Genomic DNA, 18963 nt, shown 5'->3' with positions numbered 1-18963 from the left:
CCCGCGGCAGCCAGGTCGCGTCTTGGCGCTTAGCCAATCACTTTCTTTACTGTACCAACGACGTTTTCCACCGTGAAGCCGAAGTGCTTGAACAACTCGGGTGCCGGTGCGGATTCGCCAAAGCAGTCCATGCCGATCACGGCGCCTTCAAGACCGACATATTTGTACCAGAAACCGGTCACGCCGGCCTCGACGGCCACACGCTTGATGCCCTTGGGCAACACGCTGTCCTTGTAGGCCTGATCCTGCCGATCGAACACATTGGTCGATGGCATCGACACCACGCGCACATTGATACCTTCCGCGGCCAGTGCGGCCTGGGCCTTCATTGCCAGGTCCACTTCGGAACCCGTTGCAATGATGATGGCTTGCGGCTTGCCACCCGCGGCTTCCGACAGGATGTAGCCACCCTTGCGGATATTCTCGATCTGCTTCGCGTCGCGCTTCTGGAAAGCCAGGTTCTGGCGGCTGAAGATCAAGGAAGACGGGCCGGTCTTGCGCTCGACCGCGCTTACCCAGGAAACCATCGACTCGACGGTGTCGCATGGACGCCAGGTGTCCATATTGGGAATGTAGCGCAGCGTGGTGGTCTGCTCGACCGGCTGGTGAGTCGGGCCGTCTTCGCCCAGACCGATGGAGTCGTGGGTGTACACGTAGATCACGCGCTGTTTCATCAAGGCCGACATGCGCAAGGCGTTACGTGCATATTCGGAGAACATCAGGAAGGTGCCACCGAACGGCAGCAGGCCGCCGTGCAGGGACATGCCGTTCATGATGTGCGACATGCCGAATTCGCGCACGCCGTAGCTGATGTAGTTGCCGGGCTTCTTGCCGGAAACGTGATGTGCGCCTGTCCAGTTGGTCAGGTTGGAACCGGTCAGGTCGGCGGAGCCGCCCAAAAACTCTGGCAGTGCCGGAACCAGCGCATTGATCGAGTTTTGCGAAGCCTTGCGGGTGGCGATGGTCTCGCCCTTTTCATTCACTGCGGCGATGGCCTTGGCGGCATGTTCGGCCCAGTTGGCCGGCAGGTCGCCGTTCATGCGGCGCTCGAACTCTGCGGCTTCCTTCGGGAAGGCCTTCTTGTACTCGGCGAACTTGTTGTTCCACAGCTTTTCCAGGCCTTCGCCCTTGGTGCGCGCATCCCATGCCTCGTACACATGCTTGGGAATCTCGAACGGGGGATATTTCCAGCCGATGTGCTCGCGGGTCGCCTGCACTTCGGCATCGCCCAGCGCGGCGCCGTGCACGTCGTGCGTGCCGGCCTTGTTCGGGGAACCGACACCGATGATGGTCTTGCAGCAGATCAGCGTCGGCTTGTCGGTGACAGCCTTGGCCGCAACGATGGCTTTATTGATCTCGTCCGGGTCGTGACCCTGCACGTCGGCGATGACATGCCAGCCGTAGGCCTCGAAGCGCTTGGCGGTGTCGTCGGTATACCAGCCGTCGATATGGCCGTCGATGGAGATGTTGTTGTCGTCCCAGAAGGCGATCAGCTTGCCCAAGCCCCAGGTGCCGGCAAGTGCGCAAGCTTCGTGCGAAATGCCTTCCATCATGCAGCCGTCGCCCATGAATACATAAGTATGGTGGTTGACGATCTCATGTCCCGGCTTGTTGAACTCGTTGGCCAGCAACTTCTCGGCCATCGCCATGCCGACTGCGTTGGTGATGCCCTGGCCCAGCGGACCGGTGGTCGTTTCGACGCCGACGGTGTAGCCATACTCAGGATGGCCCGGTGTCTTGGAGTGCATCTGGCGGAAACGCTTCAGCTCATCGATAGGCAGGTCATAGCCGGTCAGGTGCAACAATGCATAGATCAGCATCGAACCGTGGCCGTTGGATTGCACAAAACGGTCGCGGTCAGCCCACTTGGGGTTGGCGGGGTTGTGTCGCAGGTGATGGTTCCACAGCACCTCGGCGATTTCTGCCATGCCCATCGGCGCACCAGGGTGACCGGAATTGGCCTTTTGTACGGCATCCACCGCCAGCATGCGGATCGCGCCGGTGATGTCATTGAATTTCGGGGGGGTTACATTACGTGCCGCAGCCATTTTCCTGCCTCCTAAAAACATCCCTAATAAAAACTGAATTATTTTTGCAACGAAAGGCGCCGATTATGCCTTAACGGCTTGCCGTTGGGCAACAACGGCAAGCCCCCAAGCGCAGGCCCGTTCGGACTATTGATGTTCGCCTGAACCCTTTTTAAGGGGTTTTATCCCCAATTGTTTGAGTTTTCGGTAAAGATGGGTGCGTTCTATGCCTGCCTTCTCGGCGATGCGCGAGATGTTCCCATTCTCTTTTTTCATCTGATAGTTGAAGTACAGGCTGTCGAAATGCTCCCTCGCCTCGCGCAAGGGCAAATCTAACGGCAAAGATGTCTGTATGCAACCGTCTTTATTGCTTTCGGCCTGGGCGGCTTCCGGCTGGTGCTGGACTGGCACTGCGGCGGGAACGCCTTGTTGAATGGCCTTGGCCACCGTCGCCAGCAATTTCTGCAAGGCGATGGGCTTCTCTAAAAAGTCCGACGCACCGATGCGCATCGCCTCCATCGCGGTCTCGATCGTGCCATGTCCGGACATCATGATCACCGGCATGGTAAGCAGCTTTTGCTCGACCCATTCCTTGAGCAGTGTCAGACCATCGGTATCCGGCATCCAGATATCCAGCAGCACCAGGTCGGGGGCATGGTTGGCGCGAAACTTCCGTGCCTGCTCTGCGTTCTCCGCCAGATGTATGCGGTAGCCCTCATCGAACAGGATTTCGGAGAGCAACTCGCGGATGCCCACCTCATCGTCAACCACCAGGATCTCTTTTGTAGCCATCACACCATCTCCGTTTCTGTTGCCGCCAGGGGCAGGATAACGTTCACACTTGTACCAGCCCCGGGCTGGCTTTCTATGGTTATTTTTCCGCCGTGCTCTTCCACGATCTTTTTCACAATCGCCAGACCCAGGCCGGTTCCTCGCTGTTTGGTCGTCATGTAGGGTTCGAACAGCCTTCCCAGCATGTGCTCCGGAATGCCGCTGCCGTTGTCGCGTACCGTCAGTTTCAGGGCATTATCGGGGGTGTTCTCCGTAGACAGGACGATTTGCGGATGCTCGGTCTGTTGCAACGCATCGTGCGCGTTCTGCAGCAGGTTGTGGATCACCTGACGCAGGCGGGTGGCATCGCCGTTCAGCAAGGTACGCTCGGCACCGAACCGAAGGGCGATCGGGCTGCTGTTGGCTTCGTACAGGCCCATCACCTCGTTCAGCAGCTGGTGCATATCGAGCTGCACCATCCGCGCGGCAGGCGCGCGCGCATAGTTGGCAAATTCGGTGACCATGTTTTTCATCGCCCCGACCTGGCTGACGATGGTCTGGGTAGCGCGTTGCACGAGTTGCGTGTCCTGGTCGTCCAGCTTGCCCAGCAGCTTGTGCTGGAGGCGTTCTGCCGAGAGTTGTATCGGCGTAAGCGGGTTTTTGATCTCGTGCGCCAGCCGCCGCGCTACCTCGCCCCAGGCCGCCTGTCGTTCGGCTTGCAGCAGGTGGGTGATATCGTCGAACACCACCACAAAGCTGTTGTCCTCCTCCATGGTGGACAGCCGCGTCCCCCGCAGCAGCAGGATCTGGTCGCCGCTTTTGCTCATGCGCTCGATCTGCTGTCTCCATTCATATTGCGACGATTCCTCGAAACCCTGCATCACCGTATCGATGAACGAGCGCAGCAAGACGTGTCTGGCTGCGATCTCGGGCAGGGTGTGGCCTTCCATCTCCTGCAGCGGTATGCCCAGTATCTGATTCGCACTGGGATTGGAGGACCGCAGCCGATGCCGTGCATCCACCACCAGAACACCCGATGAGAGATGGGCCAGCACGCTTTCCAGATAGACCTTGGCATTCTCCACCTGCAATTGCTGCTGCTCGCCCTTCCGCTTTGCGTCCGCCAGGTAATTGGTCATCTGGTTGAACAGCCCGGTCAGCGCACCCAGCTCGTCGCTGCTTTGAACCGGATAGTTGCCGCTGAAATCGCCCTGCGATACCGCCAGCGTCCCTGCGGCCAGGGCAGCCAGCGGGGCGCTGAGCTGCTCGCTCAGATAGAACGCCACCGAACCGACACTGAGCAGGACTATCAGCAATGACAAGGTAAGCGTAACGCCATACAAACGTTTCAACCCAAGCCTGGACAACGACAGCTCCTGGTAGTCGCGGTATACCGCCTGCACCGTTTCGGCATCTTCGGCGATCTGCCTGGGGACCGGCTGCATGAATTGCAGCGTCCTCGGACCATCCCTCCAAAGCGGCGATTTCATCGGGATCAGTACGCGCAAGGCAAGTTGGTCGTCCGGCAGGACCTCGACCATGCTGTAGCCGCCTTTTTCCCACGCCTCGCGCAACATCTCCGGCGACGGTCTTTCCGTTTCCTTCCTGCTTTGGCTGTTCGCGTAGGCCAGCAACTGCCCCTTGCTGCCATACACGGCCGCTTCCTGCGCGCCGCCTTCTTCCACCAGCTTCGATAACGTCTGGTTGTGCCTCTGCGAATCCTGCTCGGTCAGGATCATGGCGACCAGGCGCCCTTTCTTGCCCAGTTCCACCAGGCCGTTTTCCAGCGAGCTGCGGCCCAGATGCAGGCCGCCTTCCAGCGCTTTTTCCACGCGCACATCGAACCATGACTCGATACTCTTGCTGAGGAACTGTACCGATACCGCGTAGACCAGGAATCCCGGCAGGATGGCGATCACGGAAAAAATCAGCACCAGGCGCAAGGTCAGCTTTGCCCCATATATCTTTTGCTTGAGTTTGATGCGCAACTGCCATATCTGCGATGCCACCAGCCCGGTCAATCCGAGTGCCAGCACCCCCGTCATCGCCAGCAGAAAATAATAGTTGTGCGAGAACAGATCCGTGTTGGCGCTGGCGCTCGACAACAGGTAAAGCAGCACCGCGCCGGCGATCCCGCTGAAAATGACCAGGTACTTCATGGCTGGAGTGCCTTTTCAGCGTCGGGACTCAGAACCCAGCGGTATGGCTCGGATTTCAGGTTCCAGTCCTCGTTGGTGAGCGCATTCACCTGCAGCGGCTTGGGCAGTTGCGTCACATCCAGTCGCATCTGCGCAACGGCCGAACAGCAGTCGCTTCCCTTTTTCAGCAGCCGCGAAAAATAACCGCCGCCGTTCTTGTCCAGCAATGCAACCGGAACAGGGGGGGCAATCTGGTGCCCCAGCACGGTGAGGGCATCTTTCAGCTCGCTGAAACTTTGGAACAGCGAACCGCGCGTGATGCGGTATTGCTGGGTAAGTGCATTGAATGAAAGCTTGGCCGTCTGCTCGTCCCGGATCACTTCGGTATCCAGCCAGTACCAGCGCGAGCGATTGATCGACAGTTCGCTGATGAAATACAGGGTAACACCGTGCTGCAACGCGGTCTCGACCGTATGGGAAAGCTGGATGTCGTAGTCAGCGGACAGCTGATAGCCTTCCTCTGTCAGGCGCGCTTCGGCCTTGTTGATGGAAATGCCTTCCGCACTGGCGGCAGCCGCGCACAGCCACAGGCAGATCACCCAGGCCGCACGATGCAACCGATCAAGCTTGTTTGTGCAGCAATGCATAAAAGAACCCGTCATGCTCTTCGTTTGGCAATAACTGCCCGTCCGTCATGCCTGTTGCGGACAGCGCAATCCGCGTTGCCTCGCCGTGTCGCGACAGGAACGCGTCGATCACCTGCTGGTTCTCGCGCGCAAACACCGAGCAGGTCGCATAGAGCAATTTACCATCTCCTGCCAGCAGCAACCACAGTGATTCCAGTATCTGTGCCTGCTGTGCCGCAAAACTTTCGATATCCTCCGGTCGGCGCAGCCATTTGATGTCGGGATGGCGGCGCACCACACCGGAGGCCGAACACGGAACATCGGCCAGGATCCGCTGGAACGGTCTGCCGTCCCACCATGCTTCCGGTGTGGCGGCATCGCCGCAAACCACCCGGGCATCCAGATGCAGGCGCTGCAGGTTCTGGTGCACGCGCTGCAGTCGCTCTTCCTCCTTGTCCAACGCCACCAGATCGATATCCGCGGATTCCAGCAGGTGCGCGGTCTTGCCGCCGGGCGCCGCGCAGGCGTCCAGTACATGCATTCCATCCCGCACATCCAGCAGGTAGGCCGCCTGTTGCGCCCCCCCATCCTGTACCGAGACCCACCCCTCTTCGAAGTTGGGCAAACGCTCAACGGGGATCGGCCGCTCCAGCTTCAGTGCGACCGGGCCGACGATCTGTGCCGCGATGCCTTGGCTGGCAAGCAGCGATTGATATTCGGTTGCGTTCGTATGGCGCACATTGACGCGCAAGGTCATGGGTGGATGTTCGTTTCCGGCTGCCAGTATGGCCGCGGCCTGTTCGCCATATTGCCGTTTGAGCGTATCGATCCACCACTGCGGATATGCGTAGCGGCTTTCCTCGTTCTGGTCGGCAGCCTCCAGCAACGCCGGTTGCCTGCGCAGAAAATTGCGCAATACCGCATTCACCAGTCCGCTGGCTGCCGGATTGAACAGTTTGGCGGCGTTCACTGCCTGGTCGACGATGGCATATTGCCCCGCCCTGGTGTGCTGCAGCTGATAGAGCGCAACCAGCAGCAGGCAGCGCAAGGGGGTTTCCTGCACGCGTCGCTGCAGCAGGTTATCCAGGATGAAATTCAGGCGCGCATAATAACGAAGCGTGCCGTAGCACAGGTCTTGCAGCGCTCCTTTTTCTTGCGCATTGAGACTGGACTGCTTGCGCAGGGTCTCGCCCAGCACCTGAGTAAGGTTGCGGCCGTCACGTACTACCTTGCCCACCGCTTTTGCCGCTTCGAGTTGGATGCGCTGCATGGTCAGCCTGCTTTGAAGCGGTAGCCGACCTTGATGGGAAAACCTTGCAGGAATTGCGCAACGGGCAGTGCCTTGCCGCCCGGTTTTTGCAAAACTTCCAGCGCCAGCGTACCGTCGCCGCATGCGACCTGGATATACTGTTTATCCACTGCAACGACGGTTCCGGCTGGCGCGCCATTTCCTTCGGCTATGTGCGCACGCAGTATCTTGATCGGCGTTTCTCCAAACAGCGCGGTGGCGACCGGGAAAGGGAAATATCCGCGAATCGCACGCTCAAGTTGCGCAGCATCCAGTCGCCAGTCCAGTTGCGCTTCGATTTTGGTCAGCTTGGCGGCATAGGTCGCCTGCTGCGCATCCTGCGGCTCGGGCAGCAGCTGGCCGCTTTCCAGGCGATGCAGGGCCTCAAGGATGCATTGTGCGCCAAGCCCGGCGAGTTTGTCGTGCAGGGTCTGCGCCGTATCGCCAGGTTCGATGGGGCACGATCTTTTCAGCAGCATGTCGCCGGTATCGAGGCCTTCGTCCATTTGCATGACGGTAATACCGGTCTCGGCGTCGCCGGCCAGGATTGCCCGCTGGATAGGTGCGGCCCCGCGCCAGCGCGGCAACAGCGAAGCATGGATGTTGAGGCAGCCGTAGCGGGGAATCTGCAGAACCGCTTTTGGCAGTATCAGGCCATAGGCAGCGACTACCATCACCTCGGCATCAAGTTCGGCTATTGACCGCTGGGCCTCTTCCATCTTCAGGGTGCCTGGCTGCATCACTTTCAAGCCGTGCTGCAATGCCAGTTGTTTTACCGGGCTGGGGGTAAGGTGCATGCCGCGTCCCGAAGGTCGGTCCGGCTGGCTAAGCACCGCAACGATCTGGTGTTTTTTCATCAGCGCGGCCAATGCTTCGGCGGCGAACTGCGGTGTCCCTGCAAAAATGATCTTCACGTATCGATCTTAGAAAGTTTCGCGCCGTTGCTTTTTCAGCTTGGCGCGGATCCTGGTCTGCTTGAGGTGCGACAGGTGCTCGACGAACACCCGCCCTTGCAGATGATCCATCTCGTGCTGGATGCATACTGCCAGCAGGCCTTCTGCTTTTAACGTGAATGTTTTGCCATGTTCGTCGAGGGCACGTACGGTGACAAACTCCGCGCGGCGGACCTTTTCATAGATTCCCGGTACCGAAAGGCAGCCTTCCTCGTTTTCCTTTTCTCCAGTGTTATCCAGCAGTTCCGGATTTATGAATACCTTGAGGTCGTCGCGGGTCTCGGATGTATCGATCACGATCAGCCGAATGTGCTTATCCACCTGGGTTGCCGCTAGGCCGATTCCGGGAGCCGCATACATGGTCTCCGCCATGTCCTGCACCAGTTTGCGGATCGAGTCGTCGACCTGTTCGACCTTTTTCGCAATCTTGTGCAAGCGTTCGTCAGGGTACTGGATGATAGGGAGAATTGCCATAAATGCTTGCCAACTGAAGAGACTAGATGCAGAATTTAAACCGCCGTGCAAACATCGCGCCGCTTTTCCTTACTTTGCTGGGGTTTTCCATGCGCAAGATTATATCGCTGATTTGTCTCTTGTTGCCCATCGCCGTTTGCGCGGATGAGCTTAAATTGCAGGAAAATGCCCCCGACCACTATGTCGTGGTGAAAGGCGACACGCTGTGGGACATCTCGGCCAAATTCTTCAAGGATCCCTGGAAATGGCCACAGATCTGGGGATACAACAAAGACACCATCAAGGACCCGCACTGGATTTATCCGGGTAACGTGGTTTACCTCGACCAGAGCACGCATACGCTTAAAGTTGCCGGGGGAGAAGCGGTTCCGGCTTCCGGCGTCTCTCCTGCCGAAGTGTCCATGGCTGACGTGGCGCCCGGTGAACCGACTTCTTCCACATCGGAAGTCGTCAAACTTTCACCCAAGCCCAGAGAAGTGAAGGGAACGAATCAGGCCATCCCGGTAATCTCGTTGAAAGATATCGGGCCGTTCCTTGCCCAGCCTTTGGTCGTGGATGACGACGAACTGGATGGAGCCCCCGTGCTGGCCGGGACTTACGACCATCGGGAGCTTCTTGGCACAGGCAATGTTGCCTATGCCAAAAATCTGCCCAGCGATAAAGGCGAGCGCTGGCAAATATATCGGCCCGGAATCACCTTCAAGGATCCCGATACCGGCGAGGTGCTGGGACATGAAGTGGTTTATCTAGGCGATGCATTCGTCGAAAAGTTCGGCGACCTCAGTACCTTGAAGATCACCCGTGCCGTGCTTGAGATCAACGTCGGCGATCGTCTGGCCCAGGCCACCACCAGTTTTGCCAGCAATTTCCTGCCGCACGAACCCGACAAAAACATCAATGCCAAGGTCATTTCCATCTATGGCGGCGTTGAACAGGCCGGGCAAAATGCCGTGGTCACCCTGAACAAGGGCCGTCGCGATGGCCTGGAAAGCGGGCATGTGCTGGCCCTGTACCAGAAGGGCGAAGTGGTGCCCAGCCATAATATTTTCACCTCGGATACTGTGTTGCCGGATGTGCGTTACGGACTGCTGTTCGTATTCCGCGTGTTCGACAAAGTTTCATATGCGCTCGTGATGCAGACACGTTTACCCGTACAGAGATTGGATCGCGCCAGCAATCCCGAGTAAAGCATGCTGCTGGACGCTCCGCTTGCAGCGTGGATCACCCTGAGCCAGATCCCCGGCCTGGGTAACGAAAGCCTGCGGCGTTTGCTGCTTTCTTTCGGCTCGCCTGAAGCGGTGCTGGAAGCATCGGTCTCTTCGCTCGTGCATCACGTCAAACCCGCCGTAGCCAAGGCGATTGCGACAGGAATCGACGGGGCATATCTGGTTACGGTAGCAAATTGGCTCGACGACCCGCTCAACCGGATCCTTACTGTCGCCGATGTCGAATACCCCCGGTCGCTGCTTAATACCTCCGACCCGCCCTTGTTGCTGTATGTAAAAGGGCGTCTCGATCTGTTGAATGTGCCGGCACTTGCCGTCGTCGGCAGCCGCAATGCCTCCACGCAAGGATTGCGCAATGCGGAAGCATTCTCCCTCTCGATCTCCGATGCTGGTCTGTGCATCGTCAGCGGCATGGCTCTCGGCATCGACGCGGCGGCACATCTGGGTGGCCTGCAAGGTTCTGGTTCCAGTATCGCCGTAGTCGGCACGGGGCTGGACAAGGTATACCCGGCTGCCAATCGAGAACTGGCACATCGTTTGGCACAAGACGGAACCATCGTCTCCGAATTTCCGCTGGGAACGCCCCCGCTTGCGGCTAATTTTCCTCGGCGCAATCGCATCATCAGCGGTTTGGGTCTCGGATGCCTGGTGGTCGAAGCTTCTGTCCAGAGCGGGTCGCTCATCACTGCCCGCATGGCGCTCGAGCAGGGGAGGGACGTTTTCGCCATACCGGGTTCGATCCATTCTCCGCAATCCAGGGGATGCCATGCGCTGATCAAACAAGGCGCCAAACTGGTGGAATGCGCCCAAGACATCCTGCAGGAACTGGGTTATCGTTCGCCGGCTGGAACTCCGAATGCCGCCCCGGAGCATCCGCTATTCGCGCATCTCGGCTTCGACCCGCTCGACGTGGAGACGCTTGTGCAGCGCAGCGGCTTGACGATAAGCGAGCTATCCGCCATCCTGTTGCAACTTGAACTCGACGGACATATTGCATCCTTGCCCGGCGGCTTATATCAACGCATCACCTAAACTACACTCTTTCATGTTCGACATCCTGCTTTACCTGTTTGAAAGTTACTTCGATATCGGCAGTTACCCGGACCATGACAAACTCTCGGTCAAGCTGAGCGCCGCCGGCTTCGAGGAAGACGACATCAATCAGGCGTTGACCTGGTTATCCGGCTTGCAGCAGCTCACCCGGGCCGCGTATCCCGACAATATCAACCACAGCGGCACACGCCTGTACACCGACTTCGAATCCCAGCGCATCAGTCCGGAAGGCCTGCGCTTCCTGGCTTTCTGGGAACACAGCAAGCTCATCACGCCGATCGAACGCGAGATGATCATCGACCGGGTGCTGGCACTGGGCCGCAAGAACCTGTCCCTCGACAAGCTCAAGCTCATTGTGCTGATGGTGCTGTGGAGCCAGCATGAAGATCTCGACCCGATGATCATTGAAGACCTGCTGACCCCGGCCGATTCCGCCCAATTACACTAAAACATGTCCTCCAACCTGCTCATCGTCGAGTCTCCGGCCAAGGCCAAGACGCTCAAGAAATATCTCGGCAAGGACTTCGAGGTTCTGGCCTCGTATGGTCACGTGCGCGATCTGGTGCCCAAGACCGGGGCAGTCGATCCGGACAATAACTTCGCCATGCAGTATGAAACCATCGCGCGCAACAGCAAGCACGTTGATGCCATCGCGAAGGCTGCTGCTGAAGCCGATCATATCTTTCTCGCACCCGACCCGGACAGGGAAGGTGAAGCCATTGCCTGGCACATTGCGGAACTGCTGAAAGGCAAGCGCGCGCTCAAAGGCAAAAAGATGCAGCGCGTGGTGTTCTACGAGATCACGCAATCCGCCGTGAAAGATGCCGTTGCACATCCGCGCGAAATTTCCATTCCGCTGGTGAATGCGCAGCAGGCGCGCCGCGCGCTCGACTACCTGGTCGGTTTCAATCTGTCACCGCTGTTGTGGCGCAAGATCCGCCCCGGTCTGTCTGCAGGACGCGTGCAAAGCCCGGCGTTGCGACTGATCGTCGAGCGTGAGCTGGAAATCGAGAAGTTCAAGAGCCAGGAATACTGGACTATCCATCTGGACAGTCAAAAAAACAGCATTCCCTTTAGTGCAAAGCTTTTCCAGTATCAGGGCAAAAAGCTGGAGCAACTCAGTATCGGCAGCCAGCAGGAATTCGATGCCATCCATGCCAGGCTCGCCGATGCGAAGCTGCCGCCAAAAGTCGTGCGGGTGGAAAAGAAGGGCAAACAGCGAAACCCGGCCGCACCGTTCACCACATCCACGCTGCAACAGGAAGCCGTACGCAAGCTGGGCATGACTTCCGATCGCACCATGCGTACTGCTCAGTCGTTATACGAAGGCGTTGACATCGGCGGGCAAACCATCGGTCTGATTACCTACATGCGTACCGATTCGGTCAATCTTGCCAATGAAGCGGTGGCCGAGATACGCGACTACATCAAGGATAATTTCGCTGCCGATTACTTGCCGAGCAAACAGCCGGTATACAAGAGCAAATCCAAAAATGCGCAGGAAGCGCACGAAGCCATCCGCCCGACCTCGATTCTGCGTACGCCGGATAGTCTGCGCGCTCATCTGAACATCGACCAGATGCGCCTTTACGAGATGATATGGAAGCGCACACTTGCGTCGCAAATGGCGCCAGCCCGATTTGATACTGTCAGTGTTGATATCCGCTTGAGCAGCGACGATACCCTGTTCCGCGCTTCCGGCCAGACTCTGGTGTTTCCCGGTTTCATCGGTGTGTACATGGAAGACGTGGACGATGCCGAAGAGGAAGACAGCGCCAAACTCCCCCCGCTCGCGGAAGGGGATGTTCTTGCTGTTGAAAAACTTTACGGCGAACAACACTTCACCCAGCCACCCCCGCGCTACTCCGAAGCCAGCTTGGTAAAAACACTGGAGGAACACGGTATCGGACGCCCATCCACGTACGCCACCATCATCTCCACGCTGCAGGCGCGCGAGTACGCCACGCTCGACAAGAAGCGCTTTATGCCCACCGACGTCGGTCGCGTGGTCATCAAATTCCTCAATGAGCATTTCACGCGCTATGTCGATTATGGGTTCACCGCGAATCTCGAGGACGAGCTGGACGAAATTTCCGAGGGCAAGCGCGACTGGATCCCGGTGCTGGAAGAATTCTGGAAGGGTTTCAACAAGCTCATCGGCGAAAAGAAAGATGTCGAACGTCCTGGTACCGAAATGCTGGAAGAGAAATGCCCGAAATGCGGCAAACCCCTGTCCAAGCGTCTTGGCAAACGCGGCAGTTTCATCGGTTGCACCGGCTATCCCGAGTGTGACTATACGCGTAGCCTCGGTGGCGACGAGGATGCCGGCGAAGCGCGTAAAGAACTCGGCACGCATCCGGAAACCAATCAGCCTGTGCTGCTGTTACGCGGACCTTATGGCCCGTATGTACAACTCGGCGAAGTGGAAGAGGGTGCCAAGACCAAACCCAAGCGTGTATCCTGGCCGAAGGAATTACCCCTGGAACAGGCCGATCTTGCCCATGCATTAAAACTGCTCTCCCTGCCGAGGGAACTCGGCACTCACCCCGAAAGCGGCAAGAAAGTCATCGTCAATATCGGCCGTTTCGGCCCTTATATCGGCCACGACGGCAAATTCAAATCCATCCCGCGCACCGACAGCATCTTCGATATAAGCCTGGACCGTGCTGTGGAACTGCTGGCTCAAGCCAGGACCGGCGGCGCCACCGTACTGCGCACCCTGGGCGAACATCCGGATGACAAGGCACTCATCGAAGTATGCAGCGGTCGCTACGGACCCTATGTGCGCCACGGAAAAATCAATGCCACCCTGCCGAAGGATGTAACACCGGAGGCGGTGACGCTGGAGGAGGCGCTGGAAATGATCGCCGCCAAGGCAGCGAAGGGCGGCAGCGGCAAGGCAAAGACCGCGAAGAAACCTGCGGCAAAGAAAACCGCTGGCAAAAAGACCACCAAGGAAAAGGCAGAAACCAAGTCCAAGGCGACGGTGAAGAAAACCACGGTAAAAACGAGCGCTGAAAAGCCTGCGGTCAAGAAAACCGTTAAGACCGCTACGGCTAAAACAGTAGTCAAGAAAGTCGTTGCCAAGCCTGCTGCAAAGAAACCGGCGAGCAAGAAGACCTCCAAGAAATAATATCTTTGGCAACCCTAGGCAACCCCTTACCGACAGCGTGAAAGTCGCTTGTGGCGCGTTTTGGGGGACTTGCTCTGGATTCCCCATGGTTATTGGCTTGCGCGGGTGTTTTCCCTGAAAATAAAAAACCGCCCCTTTCGGAGCGGTTTCAACCTTCATATCTATACATCCAGATTTTTTACGCCCAACGCATTCTGCTCGATGAATGCCCGGCGCGGCTCGACCACATCGCCCATCAATGTGGTGAAAATTTCGTCGGCGCCAATGGCATCTTCAATGCGCACGCGCAGCAAAATGCGGTTTTTCACGTCCATGGTGGTTTCCCACAGCTGATCGGGGTTCATCTCGCCCAAGCCTTTGTAGCGCTGGATGCTGACACCCTTTTTGGCATCTTCCAACAGCCATTCGATAGCCTGTTTGAAGCTGCCCACGCCGCGTTTCTGTTCGCCGCGCATGACATAGGCAGTAGGTGAAATCAGGCCATCCAGCGCTTCTGCAGTCTGGCGGATCTGTACGTAGTCACCACCTTGGAGGAATTCGCGATCGAGGTAGCTAAGCGAATAATTGCCGTGAAAGATCTTTTCCAGGCGCAAACGCAACTCGCCGTTTTCGTCTGTTTCGACATCCGCCTTGATGACGCCGCCGCAAGCCTGCTCCAGTAGTTCAGCACTCCTTTTTGCAGCTGCCGCATCTTCCAGTGACAGAGCGGGAAGAACTAGCAGCGCATGGCTGGCTTCTGGCGCAATAAAGTGGGACAGGCGGTCGATAACGGCTTCGGCAAGAAAATATTGCTTGGCTATCTCGCCCAGCGTTTCCCCCTGAATAGGTGTCGCATCGAGTGCCGGATAAAATGCTGCCCCATTCAATGCCGAGCCGAGCATGTAGTTTTTCAGCTCATGTTCATCCTTGAGATAGCGTTCTTCACGCCCTTGCTTGATCTTGTATAACGGCGGCTGGGCAATATAAATGTGCCCGCGTTCAACCAGCTCCGGCATCTGGCGGTAGAAGAAAGTAAGCAACAGGGTGCGGATGTGGGCACCATCCACGTCCGCATCGGTCATGATGATGATGCGGTGATAGCGCAGCTTCTCGGCGCTGTATTCTTCTTTGCCGATCCCTGTTCCCAACACGGTGATCAGGGTGGCAATCTCCTGCGAGGCGATTAACTTTTCGAAACGGGCTTTTTCGACATTCAGGATCTTGCCCTTGAGTGGCAGGATAGCCTGGAACTTGCGATCGCGGCCTTGTTTGGCGGAACCGCCGGCGGAGTCGCCCTCGACCAAATATAGCTCGGAAAGAGCCGGGTCTTTCTCCTGGCAGTCTGCCAGCTTTCCAGGCAGGCCGATGCCATCCAGGACTCCCTTGCGGCGCGTCAGTTCGCGCGCTTTGCGTGCTGCATCGCGGGCCCGGGCCGCTTCGACGATCTTGCCGCAAATGATTTTCGCATCGACAGGGTTTTCAAGCAGATAGTCAGCCAGTTTTTGTGAAACGACTTCATTTACTGCTGGTTGTACTTCGCTGGATACCAGTTTGTCTTTAGTCTGGGAGGAAAACTTGGGTTCGGGTACCTTGACCGACAGTACGCAGGTCAATCCTTCGCGCATATCGTCACCAGTGGTATCCACCTTGGCCTTTTTTGCCAGTTCATGCTCTTCGATGTATTTGTTGATGACGCGGGTCATCGCCATGCGCAAGCCAGTGAGGTGGGTTCCTCCATCCCGCTGCGGGATGTTGTTGGTGAAGCATTGCACGACTTCCGAATAGCTGTCGTTCCACTGCATGGAAACTTCCACAGTAACCGGCCCGGATGAACCTTCGGCATGGAAAGGTTTGGGATGCAGTACGGTTTTGCTCTTGTTCATGTATTCGACGAAACCACGAACACCACCGGAATGGGCGAAGTTTTCGCTCTTGCCTGTGCGCTGATCAATCAGCTCGATCTTGACGCCATTATTCAGGAAGGATAATTCACGCAGACGTTTAGCCAGAATCTCGTAATGAAATTCGACCAAGCCGAATATTTCCTTGTCGGCCAGAAAATGCACTTCTGTGCCGCGCTTCTTGCTTTCGCCTAAATCCTGAACAGGTGATACGTCAACGCCATTCTGCTTCTCGACGATCCGATCCTTGACTGCACCCCGTACAAAATCCAGCCCATATTTCCTGCCATCGCGATGCACGGTTAATTTTAGCCATTCAGACAGACCATTGACGCAACTTACACCCACACCATGCAAACCACCGGAAACCTTGTAGCTGTTCTGGTTGAACTTCCCACCTGCGTGCAACACGGTCAACACGATTTCTGCTGCTGAACGTTTGGGCTCGTGTTTGTCATCAAACTTGATGCCGATCGGAATACCCCGGCCATTATCGGATACCGAAATCGAATTGTCGCCATGAATGATGACTTTGATGTCGTCGCAATGCCCAGCCAAGGCTTCGTCGATAGCATTATCCACCACCTCGAATACCATATGGTGCAAGCCGGTGCCATCGGATGTATCGCCTATGTACATTCCAGGACGCTTACGGACAGCCTCCAGCCCTTCAAGTTGCTGGATACTCGATTCGTCGTAGTTATCACTCATGGGATTTTTTTGCTTTCTGTTTCACGTGGAACAAGTTAAATGCGCATCGGCATGACGACATATTTGTAGTCGGTCTTTTCCGGGATGGTGATCAGCAAGCTGCTGTTCTGATCACCAAAGGAAAGGGTGATTGTTTGAGAATTGATGTTGTTGATACCATCCAGCAAATAATTCACGTTAAATCCAATATCCAGCGAAGCACCGGAATAATCGTTCTCGATGTCTTCCTGGGCTTCTTCCTGCTCGCTGTTGCTGCTGATAATGCGCAGATTCTTTTCCGTCAGCAGCAATCTAACCCCGCGGAATTTCTCGTTTGACAAGATGGCTGCACGCTGCAAGGCCTGCAAAATAGTCAGGCGATCCAATGTCAGATGATTGGTGTGATTGGGAATAACGCGGTTGTAGTCAGGAAACTTGCCATCAATGACCTTGGAAGTCAGCACGACATCGGCAAATGAAATACGAACCTGCTTTTCTGCCAGCTCCAGTTGGACTTTGTCTTCGCTGTCACCCAACAACTTCAGCAGTTCATTAACTGTCTTGCGAGAAAGGATGACTTCCTGTTTCTGGTGGTTTTCTTGCAGTTCTTCGCTAATGAAAGCCAACCGGTGTCCGTCGGTTGCGATTAGTTTGATCGATGTCCCATCGATCACCAGCAATACACCATTCAGGTAATAACGAATATCCTGTTGTGCCATGGAATATTGCACCGAGCTCAACAAGCGGCGTAATACCTTTTGTTCAATTGTTACTTTGGCTGCTCCAAGCAATTGTTCAGCCAAGATTGGAAAGTCTTGCGCGGGCAATGTCTGCAAACTAAAACGGCTTTTGTTTGCTTTGACCAGCAAGCGATTATCCTGGTTATCCAATGAAACAGTACTGTTGTCTGGTATTGCACGAAGGATTTCCTGCAATTTTTTAGCAGAAATCGTAATCGAGCTTTCAGTCCCGTCCAGCTCTGATTTGAGTTGTGCTTCTATCTGGATTTCCAGATCGGTTGTGATAAATCGGGCCCCATCTTTATTTTTCTTGATGAGTACGTTCGACAGGATTGGTAAAGGTTGTTTGCGTTCTACGATACCAACGACAGCTTGCAACGGTTTCAGTAATTCATTTCTGTCTATCTGCTTAATGAACATATATATCCTTTAAAAACCTAATAATCACAATAAGTGGTACCGAATTTATGAATAAGTATTTTTTTGTTTAATTTACAAAAGGTTAATTGAAAATTTTGTTGTTCAAAACAATGCTCGATGTTGTTGATCGTTTGTGCATAAGTTTTTCAAATCATCATTCTTACCGGTATATCTACAAACTGTGCACAACCTATCCCGGTTTATCCACGCAACGTCTGATTCAGTAAATTGAAATCCGCATTCAATGCCGAATCGCTATTGCGCAGGGATTCAATGGTTTTGCATGCATGCAGTACCGTCGAATGATCGCGGCCGCCAAATGCGTTGCCTATCTCCGGTAAACTAAGCTGTGTGAGTTCTCTGGCTAGGCACATGGCAATCTGGCGAGGGCGGGCAATCACACGCGTACGCTTTTTTGAAAGCAGATCCACAATCTTGATGCGATAAAAATCGGCGACCGTTTTCTGAATGTTTTCCATGGAAACCTGCTTGTTTTGTGCAGCCAATAAGTCTTTTAGTGCTTCCTTTGCCAGTTCGATGGAAATCGCGCGTTTGTGGAAACGCGCATAGGCTTCTATACGGTTGAGGGCGCCCTCAAGTTCCCGAATGTTGGAACGGACATGCTTTGCTATGAAAAAAGCAACATCCTCGCTGATAGGCGAGCCACTTGCAGCTGATTTTTGCAGCAGAATTGCAACCCGCATTTCCAGTCCTGGCGGTTCAATCGCTACTGTAAGCCCGCATGTGAAGCGCGAAGTCAGTCTTGGCTCAATCCCCGTGATTTCTTTCGGAAAGGTATCACACGTTATAACCACTTGTTTATTTGTATCTATAAGTGAATTCAACGTGTAAAAGAATTCCTGTTGAGTACCTGGTTTGTCAGCGATGAACTGAATGTCGTCGATCAGCAACAGGTCCAATGAATTGTAGAACTGCTTGAATTCATCGAAATTTTTTGTCTGAAAAGCGCGAACTACGCCAGAAATATAATTTGTTGCATGAATATAGCAAATCCTTGCCTGCGGATTCTGCTTGCTGACCAGATTGCCGATCGCTTGCAATAAATGAGTCTTGCCCAAGCCAACCCCGCCATATATAAACAATGGGTTATAAGCAACACCTGGTGTTTCGGCAACCTGAATAGCGGCTGCGTGCGCCAGCTGGTTTGCTTTACCGGTGACAAAGGTATCGAAAACCAGGGAAGCGTTAAGCTTATTGGGGTTCTTGACCGCTTTGGTTGTAGGAGCAGCAATCGGTTTGGAGGATGTCTGCTGTACCGGTGGGACTGTGACCTTGGATCCGCGTTTTTCGATACGTAATTCTATTTGCGGAGGCGATGAAAAAAACGGTAAAGCGCGCTTGGATATTTCAGGCAGAAAACGTTCCTGAACGATGCGCAGCGTAAAACTGTTGGGTGCAGTAAGAACGAGTTTTTCTCCATCGATCTCGAAAATCAATGGCTTAATCCATGAATTGTATTGTTGTAAGGGTAGCTGTTCCTTGAAGAAACTCAAGCAGCTTCCAGACAAACTCTGGGCGGACAT

Annotated in this window: 14 protein-coding genes and 1 pseudogene; 4 read left to right on the top strand and 11 right to left on the bottom strand. The window is 55.4% G+C overall.

Annotated features, from left to right (window positions below):
- Positions 1 to 29: 29 nt before the first annotated feature.
- The 8 genes and pseudogenes from tkt to def form a co-directional block, all read right to left on the bottom strand.
- Positions 30 to 2048, bottom strand: a complete 2019-nt coding sequence (gene tkt / locus L6418_RS00070; protein ID WP_237247446.1) for a transketolase — start codon at positions 2046 to 2048, stop codon at positions 30 to 32.
- A gap of 126 nt (positions 2049 to 2174) precedes the next feature.
- On the bottom strand, positions 2175 to 2303 hold the full coding sequence (locus L6418_RS13480) for a helix-turn-helix domain-containing protein (protein ID WP_408641579.1): 129 nt from the start codon (positions 2301 to 2303) through the stop codon (positions 2175 to 2177).
- 147 nt (positions 2304 to 2450) lie between these two features.
- A pseudogene (locus tag L6418_RS13475) lies at positions 2451 to 2819 on the bottom strand (response regulator); the annotation flags it as partial.
- Complete coding sequence (locus tag L6418_RS00060) at positions 2819 to 4957, bottom strand: ATP-binding protein (RefSeq protein ID WP_237247444.1); 2139 nt, start codon at positions 4955 to 4957, stop codon at positions 2819 to 2821. The pseudogene L6418_RS13475 and the gene L6418_RS00060, both read right to left, overlap by 1 nt.
- A complete protein-coding gene (locus tag L6418_RS00055) occupies positions 4954 to 5598 on the bottom strand; it encodes a DUF4390 domain-containing protein (RefSeq protein WP_237247443.1) in 645 nt (214 codons plus the stop codon). The genes L6418_RS00060 and L6418_RS00055 overlap by 4 nt, the downstream gene beginning before the upstream one ends.
- A complete protein-coding gene (rsmB, locus tag L6418_RS00050) occupies positions 5558 to 6832 on the bottom strand; it encodes a 16S rRNA (cytosine(967)-C(5))-methyltransferase RsmB (RefSeq protein WP_237247442.1) in 1275 nt (424 codons plus the stop codon). The genes L6418_RS00055 and rsmB overlap by 41 nt, the downstream gene beginning before the upstream one ends.
- 2 nt (positions 6833 to 6834) lie before the next feature.
- Complete coding sequence (fmt, locus tag L6418_RS00045) at positions 6835 to 7764, bottom strand: methionyl-tRNA formyltransferase (RefSeq protein ID WP_237247441.1); 930 nt, start codon at positions 7762 to 7764, stop codon at positions 6835 to 6837.
- 9 nt (positions 7765 to 7773) lie between these two features.
- Positions 7774 to 8277 carry a peptide deformylase gene (gene def, locus L6418_RS00040; protein WP_237247440.1) on the bottom strand — a complete coding sequence of 168 codons (504 nt, stop codon included), beginning with the start codon at positions 8275 to 8277 and terminating at the stop codon, positions 7774 to 7776.
- An 89-nt stretch (positions 8278 to 8366) separates the two neighbouring features.
- Between def and L6418_RS00035 the strand changes: the two genes are divergently transcribed.
- From L6418_RS00035 to topA, 4 genes are read left to right on the top strand one after another with little or no spacing between them, the layout of a single operon-like run.
- Positions 8367 to 9464 carry a LysM peptidoglycan-binding domain-containing protein gene (locus L6418_RS00035; RefSeq protein ID WP_237247439.1) on the top strand — a complete coding sequence of 366 codons (1098 nt, stop codon included), beginning with the start codon at positions 8367 to 8369 and terminating at the stop codon, positions 9462 to 9464.
- Between the two features lie 3 nt (positions 9465 to 9467).
- A complete protein-coding gene (dprA, locus tag L6418_RS00030) occupies positions 9468 to 10535 on the top strand; it encodes a DNA-processing protein DprA (protein ID WP_237247438.1) in 1068 nt (355 codons plus the stop codon).
- Between the two features lie 13 nt (positions 10536 to 10548).
- On the top strand, positions 10549 to 11004 hold the full coding sequence (locus L6418_RS00025; protein WP_237247437.1) for a DUF494 family protein: 456 nt from the start codon (positions 10549 to 10551) through the stop codon (positions 11002 to 11004).
- A gap of 3 nt (positions 11005 to 11007) precedes the next feature.
- Entirely contained in the window at positions 11008 to 13689 is a 2682-nt protein-coding gene (topA, locus tag L6418_RS00020) for a type I DNA topoisomerase (RefSeq protein ID WP_237247436.1), read from the top strand.
- A gap of 161 nt (positions 13690 to 13850) precedes the next feature.
- Here the strand turns inward: topA and gyrB are convergent, their stop codons facing one another.
- From gyrB to dnaA, 3 genes are all read right to left on the bottom strand, one after another.
- On the bottom strand, positions 13851 to 16280 hold the full coding sequence (gyrB, locus tag L6418_RS00015) for a DNA topoisomerase (ATP-hydrolyzing) subunit B (protein ID WP_237247435.1): 2430 nt from the start codon (positions 16278 to 16280) through the stop codon (positions 13851 to 13853).
- A gap of 35 nt (positions 16281 to 16315) precedes the next feature.
- Positions 16316 to 17419, bottom strand: a complete 1104-nt coding sequence (gene dnaN, locus L6418_RS00010) for a DNA polymerase III subunit beta (protein ID WP_237247434.1) — start codon at positions 17417 to 17419, stop codon at positions 16316 to 16318.
- Between the two features lie 200 nt (positions 17420 to 17619).
- Entirely contained in the window at positions 17620 to 18963 is a 1344-nt protein-coding gene (dnaA, locus tag L6418_RS00005; RefSeq protein ID WP_237247433.1) for a chromosomal replication initiator protein DnaA, read from the bottom strand.

Origin of the sequence: Sideroxyarcus emersonii (genome assembly GCF_021654335.1) — a bacterium.
GTDB classification, from domain to species: domain Bacteria; phylum Pseudomonadota; class Gammaproteobacteria; order Burkholderiales; family Gallionellaceae; genus Sideroxyarcus; species Sideroxyarcus emersonii.
This window is presented reverse-complemented; position numbering and strand designations above follow the sequence as displayed.

Bases quoted from the DNA above. Each gene is read 5' to 3' on its own strand.
- dnaA (WP_237247433.1), bottom strand. From the start codon at position 18,963: ATGTCCGCCCAGAGTTTGTCTGGAAGCTGCTTGAGTTTCTTCAAGGAA.
- rsmB (WP_237247442.1), bottom strand. From the start codon at position 6,832: ATGCAGCGCATCCAACTCGAAGCGGCAAAAGCGGTGGGCAAGGTAGTA.
- dprA (WP_237247438.1), top strand. From the start codon at position 9,468: ATGCTGCTGGACGCTCCGCTTGCAGCGTGGATCACCCTGAGCCAGATC.
- L6418_RS00025 (WP_237247437.1), top strand. From the start codon at position 10,549: ATGTTCGACATCCTGCTTTACCTGTTTGAAAGTTACTTCGATATCGGC.
- L6418_RS00055 (WP_237247443.1), bottom strand. From the start codon at position 5,598: ATGACGGGTTCTTTTATGCATTGCTGCACAAACAAGCTTGATCGGTTG.
- tkt (WP_237247446.1), bottom strand. From the start codon at position 2,048: ATGGCTGCGGCACGTAATGTAACCCCCCCGAAATTCAATGACATCACC.
- L6418_RS00060 (WP_237247444.1), bottom strand. From the start codon at position 4,957: ATGAAGTACCTGGTCATTTTCAGCGGGATCGCCGGCGCGGTGCTGCTT.
- dnaN (WP_237247434.1), bottom strand. From the start codon at position 17,419: ATGTTCATTAAGCAGATAGACAGAAATGAATTACTGAAACCGTTGCAA.
- topA (WP_237247436.1), top strand. From the start codon at position 11,008: ATGTCCTCCAACCTGCTCATCGTCGAGTCTCCGGCCAAGGCCAAGACG.
- L6418_RS13480 (WP_408641579.1), bottom strand. From the start codon at position 2,303: ATGAAAAAAGAGAATGGGAACATCTCGCGCATCGCCGAGAAGGCAGGC.
- def (WP_237247440.1), bottom strand. From the start codon at position 8,277: ATGGCAATTCTCCCTATCATCCAGTACCCTGACGAACGCTTGCACAAG.
- L6418_RS00035 (WP_237247439.1), top strand. From the start codon at position 8,367: ATGCGCAAGATTATATCGCTGATTTGTCTCTTGTTGCCCATCGCCGTT.
- gyrB (WP_237247435.1), bottom strand. From the start codon at position 16,280: ATGAGTGATAACTACGACGAATCGAGTATCCAGCAACTTGAAGGGCTG.